This is a genomic window from uncultured Nostoc sp. (genome assembly GCF_937863485.1).
Lineage (GTDB): Bacteria > Cyanobacteriota > Cyanobacteriia > Cyanobacteriales > Nostocaceae > Nostoc.
Map to the genome: position 1 here is coordinate 21,807 of NZ_CALMFY010000181.1, position 6,235 is coordinate 28,041.

Below are 6,235 nucleotides of genomic sequence, written 5' to 3' on the forward strand. Positions count from 1 at the left end.
ATTAATGTTGGGTCAAAGTCCCCCACTTCTAATAAGTGGTAGGTAAAAGTTAGGGTCCAATAAGAGACTGAAACTGTCTGTGATAACTGTACAAAATTGCATTGTTACCGGGAGCGAACAGGCTTGAGATCGACTGACTACCAGCACTCCCGAATGCTTACACCCAGATCGTCTCCGTGGGGACTGGCGGCTTGACCGTCAAGCACGCGTCAGCTGTCCGCGCCCGCCAGCCGATCAAGCCACTCGCCGAGGAGGTGCCGCTCGGCCAGGGAGAGGACGCCGGGCACCTCGGCGAGCACAGCGTGCAGGGCCACAGCACGCGCCACCACCCGCCCTGGGCCAGGCGTACCGTCAGGAGCATCGTCGGACGTGGGGGCGATAGTGATTGCGGCGAACACCGCCTCGCGCATTGCGGTGGACAGCCGCAGGTCGCGCGCCTCGGGCGGGGTGGCGATGAGCGAGAGCGTCACCCCGATCCCCGCAGCGGCAAGCATGCGCACGGCGTGGGGGACGCTGACCTGAAGTCTCCCCGCCTCAGCGGCGCGGGCTACCAGCCCGTGCAGGATCGCCAAGTCGTCGCGCGCCGCCGGCGCATTGGCCATAGTGGTGGGGTCGCCGTAGATGAGGGCGTACGCGGCCGGGTTGGCAAGCCCAAAGGCCACGTGCAGATCCCACCCCCTCCGCAGATCCTCGATTGGGGCGTCGGCACGCTCTTGAGTGCCCATCTGGCGCACGTACCCCGCCAAAGTTTCGCGGGCAACCGCGTCGAGTAGCCCTTGCATGTCGCCGAACTGCCGATAGATGGTAGGTGCTTGTACCCCGGCAGCGGCACTCACCGCCCGAGTGGACACCGCCTCTCGCCCGCCACGGGCCAACAGCTCGGCAGCCGCTTGCATTATGCGTTCCCGCATGTCCATAATTCGCTCAACCATGTAATCAATTATAACATTTTTGTGTTATCGCCCTTGCGTTATCGCTGAAAACGCAGTAGTATTATCTTTGATAACAACGATGGGGCGTTAAGCGCCATCCTCGATCACCCCGGAGTGGACATAATCAGCTCCGAACGGATCTATACAAGAGAGGAGAAGCAGTAAAGGTTTTTCGTGTCAGGAATCACTTCGCCTACTAGCGGAGGAAGAAACAGTTGTTATGGCGAAAGTAATAACGTACTATCTGTGCCTGGATCTCTATCGACGGTCGCCTCTTGCCGGGGCGCGTGCGACGGAGGCAGAACCTTCTCAAAAGCAGACAAGCTCGCGGCCACATACAAAGGATTTCTCATGATAACTAGCAAAGAGCTTCAGACTGGCGGCACGGTCGCCATTGTCGGAGCTGGCCCGGCCGGCGCTACGCTGGCGCGGCTGTTACAGACAAAGGGGTTCTCCGTGAAAGTCTTCGAGCGCGACGCCTCGCCGACCTCACGCCCGCAAGGCGGCAGCCTCGATCTGCGCAAGGAATCCGGCCAGCGGGCGGTGGACCGGGCCGGCCTGAGCGAGATATTCCGGCGCGCATCCCGAAGCGAGGCCAAAGCCTTCAAGATGCTGGATTCGGAAGGCGGCGTTCACCCTGCGGGAGGAGCCGAGACCCACAAGGAAGCCGGACCGGAGATTGACCGCGGCGACCTGCGCCAATTGCTGCTCGACTCACTCGCACCCGGCACGGTCGCCTGGGGCCACCTCGTCAAAGATGTCTATCCCGAGGCAGACGGACGGTGGCGGCTGGAGTTCGCAAAGCAAGGGCCTGTCACCGCCGATCTGGTCGTCGGCGCGGACGGCGTAGGCTCGCGGGTCAGACATCGGCTGACGTCGATCCGTCCGCGTTACATCGGCCTGACGATGCTTTCTGCGAACATCCGCCAATATCTGTGGCGCGGCTCCGAAATCGCAGAGCTAGTCGGCGAAGGCTCAGTGATGTTCGCCAGCGGCGGGAAGACCATATTCGTGCAACGTTGCTCCCACGACTTAATCCTTCTCTACTATTCTATGGCGGTTGCCGAGGACTGGCCTATATCGCAAGGCTTCGCGCTCGACGACACGAAGGCCGTCCTCGAATCCATCTTTGCCGCTTACCGCGACTGGTCGCCCAAAGTGATGACGATGCTGACCCAGGTCGAAGGTAAATTCCAGCGTTGGCCCCTTTCCGTCATGCCGCCGAACTACCGATGGGAGACGCGGCCGGGTTTAGCAATAGTCGGCGATTCCGCGCATGCCATGCCGCCCTTCACTGGCAAGGGCGTGAATCTTGCGCTCCTCGACGCACTGGAACTGGCCGACGGCTTGACGGCCGAGCCGATCGCAGCGGTCACCGCCGCCGTGCAAGCCTTCGAGATGAGCATGCAGGAGCGCACGCTGAAGGAGATTGGTGAATGCCTTGAGGTCGGGCGAAACATCTACGGGATAGACCTCGACTTCGGCCGGTCCTAGTCCGACGCCGGCCCGTACAGTTTTCGCGCGGGTGGCGGCGGTCGCTTGCAACTGAAGAGGCGAAACGACTACTTGAGCCGCGCGTTAGATCGCGCGTTGCTGAAATCCAGAGCAAAATATCCACGCAAAGGACTCACCATGAACACCGACCAGAATCCCTTTGCTAACTTCAGCGAGCACTTGAAGGTAACGGATGTCCTATAGAGGCTCAGTGCCGGCATAGACCACAACGACACGGGACTCATCGCCTCGGCCTTTAGTGAGGATGTTATGGTGGACTTTGGGCCTTACGGCCGCAAGATGGGCAAAGGCTTATGTATTGGGTAATTTTGCCAGGAAGCATGGGAAAAAGCATAGTGCGGGTGCGAAGGCACGTACGTCGTCTTGGTCAAGACGACGAAGCGCGGAATGTGCAAATCTTGGTATGTGAGCGCTCACCTACCAAACTATCTGGCTTTTTTACAACAGAACTCAATCGATAGAGAACAAGATTATGCCAGCTTATTTGAATCATCGAACTAGAAGTCACCCATCCGTCAAAGCTGGTCGAGTATGAGCGGGGCTGCCACTGAGCATGTTGTCGCGGCTGGTGGTCGCTTTATTGTGCGCGGCAATAATTACAAGACGATCAAGGGTGACTGCAACCCTCAGCCCTGATCATCGTTGAGTTCCCCGACATTGAAGCTATTGAGCGCTACTATCACTCCGACATCAATAAGGAGCTGTCGCAAACCAGGCTCGCTGGTGGCGGCGTGAAACCCCGGGCGATCACGATCAAAGGATAGTTTGTGGGTTACAACTCATCTCAAACCCGATTACGAAAAACTACGGGTCTCAACCTAGACGAGGTTTAAGTTAAATTAAAGCAGCGATTTACTTAGAAAACTGTAATTTATGTTTAAAATTCTGGTTATTGATGATGACCCTATAGTGCGAACAGTATTAAAAAGAACACTCCAAAACCAGGGTTATGAGACTACTGTAGCCAGCAATGGCGAAGAAGGAATTATACAAGCACAACTGCTACATCCTGCTCTAATTATCTGTGACTGGATGATGTCCCAGGTAGATGGGCTAGAAGTCTGTCGTCGAATTAGAACAGATCCAAAGTTGGCGACTACTTTTTTTATTCTATTGACGGCTAGGGGAGCAGCTCGAGGAGAGGAGGAAGATAGAGTTAGAGGACTTGACGCTGGAGCAGACGAGTTTATCTCTAAACCAATAGAAATGAATGAATTGAAAGCACGGGTAAGAGCAGGACTAAGATTACACCAGCTAAATCAGGATTTACAAAGTCAAAAGCAAGCTTTAGAGACACTTAATCAGGATTTGCAAACCCAAAAGCAAATTTTAGAAGCAGAATTGTCTGAGGCAGTTGCTTATGTGCGATCGCTTCTACCATCACCGCTTGTAGGATCAGTAACTACAGAAAATCTGTTTATTCCCTCAGCGCAGCTAGGGGGTGATTGTTTCGACCATCATTGGATTGATGAGGATAATTTGGCAATTTATTTGTTAGATGTATCAGGTCACGGGGTCGGTTCAGCCCTTTTATCAGTATCCGTGCTGAATGTATTGCGATCGCAATCTCTACCAAACACTAACTTTTGTCAACCTAGTGAAGTATTGAAAGCGCTCAATCACGCCTTCCAAATGACAAAGCACGGTGATAAATACTTTACAATCTGGTATGGAGTTTATCACCGTCTTAAACGTCAACTCATTTACGCCAACGCCGGACATCCACCAGCTTTACTGTTATCTAATACCTCTACGAATAGCATCCAAGTTAAACAGCTAAGTTCTTTGGATCTACCTGTTGGCTTTTTAGCTGATGTCAAATTTGAGGATGCTATTCTTGAGATCGAAGAAAACAGCACTTTATACATTTTTAGTGATGGGGCTTATGAAATTAATCAGCCAGATGGTAAAATTTGGGGTATTGATGCTTTTATTGACTTACTAACCGAATATAGCCTGAAAGATACGTGTAACCTAAATCAACTCTTAACGAAGATTCTTACCTTAAATGCTCAAGATAATCTTGATGATGATTTATCTTTAGTAAAAGTTAATTTTAGCTAGCATAATCAAATAACCACAATAGACCTGTCCGAAAATAAAATAAGCCTAAAGATAGGATATAAAATTTTATCTTTATAAACCCTAAAACTTGCCTTATATAGATTTTGGGCATTATACAGCATAAGAAATCTTGTTGAAGTTCAAAGTTTGAAAATCCTATTTTTTGTCTTTAAACTATTATCAACTATGCCAAACCCTTATTCCTATAGTGATTGAAGACATGTAGACAGGCTTGAAAACCCTTGTACAGACTGGGTTATAAATTTCTGGACAGGTCTATTCAAATATTGTATTGTTTAGTAGCTTATTGCGTTGCCAACACTTGGCGATTGAATTCATCTTGATCAGTAAAGGTTTGAAAAATTCTATCCATTTTAGTCAACTCAAACAACATCCTGACTTGATCGCTAATAGAACAGACAAAAAGTTTACCATTAGCATTTCGCACTATTTGCATTGCTGATACTAAAGCACCTAAACCAGAGCTATCGATAAACTTTACTTCTTTCATGTCAAGCAACAAAATGTCAGTTCCATTTGCAACAATTCCGCTAACTTCACGACGCAATTCATTACCTCTAATTCCATCTAAAATTCCAGTCAGTTCTAGGACTTTTACACTCAAATTCATGGTTTTATTTTCCTACTATTTGCTTTGAAAAATATATATTTATATTTTGGCATTGACATAAGTAAACCGCAATAGATAGAGCATAGTTTATAACCGATTAGTTCCAAAGAAAAAACACCACTTGCCAAAACTATTCGTATTTGTTGCCAGTTACTGAAAGTTGAACCAGCTTTATGGTTTTTTGTGAAAGCTGAGGGTGTAAAATCAACTAATTAATGTGTATCCGTTAGAGCTATTCATCCTCCTATGAAGAAAGCTATGTACCAGTTTTAGCTCTCAAATTTAAATTATAAGTATTTTTGTGCAAAGGATATTAACTGTTGTCACTACGCTTAAGTAAAATGGAATGTCATGGATTTTATGACACCAGCAACGAGTGCTGCACACACTGGTAAACTTTCTCGTTCTTTACTTCTAAAAGTTCCTGCTTCTTGTGAACAAGTAACAAACGTTGCTTAACTTCTCTTTCTCATACCCACTTCTTCACCTTTATTCAATGAGGTGGAATCGCTGGAACTAATCTTTGTAACTCCTTAATTCATTGAGATATATTGTATTTTTATTCGCAATCACCCCGTGGTCAATTACAAAAACTTTGTGTTTTATATGCAATTAGCTTTGCTTAATTGGTTGGTGATTCTTATTTGCTATTGTAGTAAAAAAGCTAGCATCCACACATTGTCGGGAGATTTCAAAAGCTTCAAAATAACCATCTTTCTGACCTAACTCTCGTGCCCAAAAACGAGATAAAACCAGTATGGCATCAAGTTGCATAAATGTCTTATTTAACTCTGATTCATAACAACCAATAGCTGCAACCTTTTCCTCAATTACAGAGGTGATATTCACAAAAAAGTTTGGTTCAAAACCACGTAAAAAAACAGGTGGTGCTGAATACCATAAAGTTATATTTTTACGGGTGGCAACATTAGAAACTGCGATCGCACATACTTCATGATCTCTATGTCCATATTTTTCAGGTTGTGGTGCATGAGTAATAATCAGATCCGGTTGCCAACGCTCAATAGCATCTTCAGTAACTTTAACCCTCTTTTGTCACTCTCGTCGTAGTATAATCAGTGACAACCCCTAG

At 48.2% G+C, this 6,235-nt stretch carries 6 protein-coding genes; 3 read left to right on the forward strand and 3 right to left on the reverse strand.

Features of this window, described 5'->3' with window-relative positions; all coding sequences use genetic code 11:
* Positions 1-209: 209 nt before the first annotated feature.
* Positions 210-896, reverse strand: a complete 687-nt coding sequence (locus tag Q0541_RS23920; protein ID WP_298916442.1) for a TetR/AcrR family transcriptional regulator — start codon at positions 894-896, stop codon at positions 210-212.
* A 387-nt stretch (positions 897-1,283) separates the two neighbouring features.
* On the opposite strand from Q0541_RS23920, the gene Q0541_RS23925 reads away from it, so the two are divergent.
* The 3 genes from Q0541_RS23925 (at position 1,284) to Q0541_RS23935 (ending at position 4,511) form a co-directional block, all read left to right on the forward strand.
* Complete coding sequence (locus Q0541_RS23925; protein WP_298916445.1) at positions 1,284-2,426, forward strand: NAD(P)/FAD-dependent oxidoreductase; 1,143 nt, start codon at positions 1,284-1,286, stop codon at positions 2,424-2,426.
* A gap of 341 nt (positions 2,427-2,767) precedes the next feature.
* The gene (locus Q0541_RS23930; protein ID WP_298916451.1) at positions 2,768-2,908 is read left to right on the forward strand and encodes a hypothetical protein; all 141 of its coding nucleotides are present in this window, start codon (positions 2,768-2,770) and stop codon (positions 2,906-2,908) included.
* Between the two features lie 412 nt (positions 2,909-3,320).
* A complete protein-coding gene (locus tag Q0541_RS23935; protein ID WP_298916454.1) occupies positions 3,321-4,511 on the forward strand; it encodes a SpoIIE family protein phosphatase in 1,191 nt (396 codons plus the stop codon).
* A 304-nt stretch (positions 4,512-4,815) separates the two neighbouring features.
* On the opposite strand, the gene Q0541_RS23940 is transcribed toward Q0541_RS23935, so the two are convergent.
* A complete protein-coding gene (locus Q0541_RS23940) occupies positions 4,816-5,142 on the reverse strand; it encodes an STAS domain-containing protein (RefSeq protein WP_298916457.1) in 327 nt (108 codons plus the stop codon).
* Between the two features lie 612 nt (positions 5,143-5,754).
* Positions 5,755-5,991, reverse strand: a complete 237-nt coding sequence (locus Q0541_RS23945) for a hypothetical protein (protein WP_298916460.1) — start codon at positions 5,989-5,991, stop codon at positions 5,755-5,757.
* Positions 5,992-6,235: the final 244 nt, after the last annotated feature.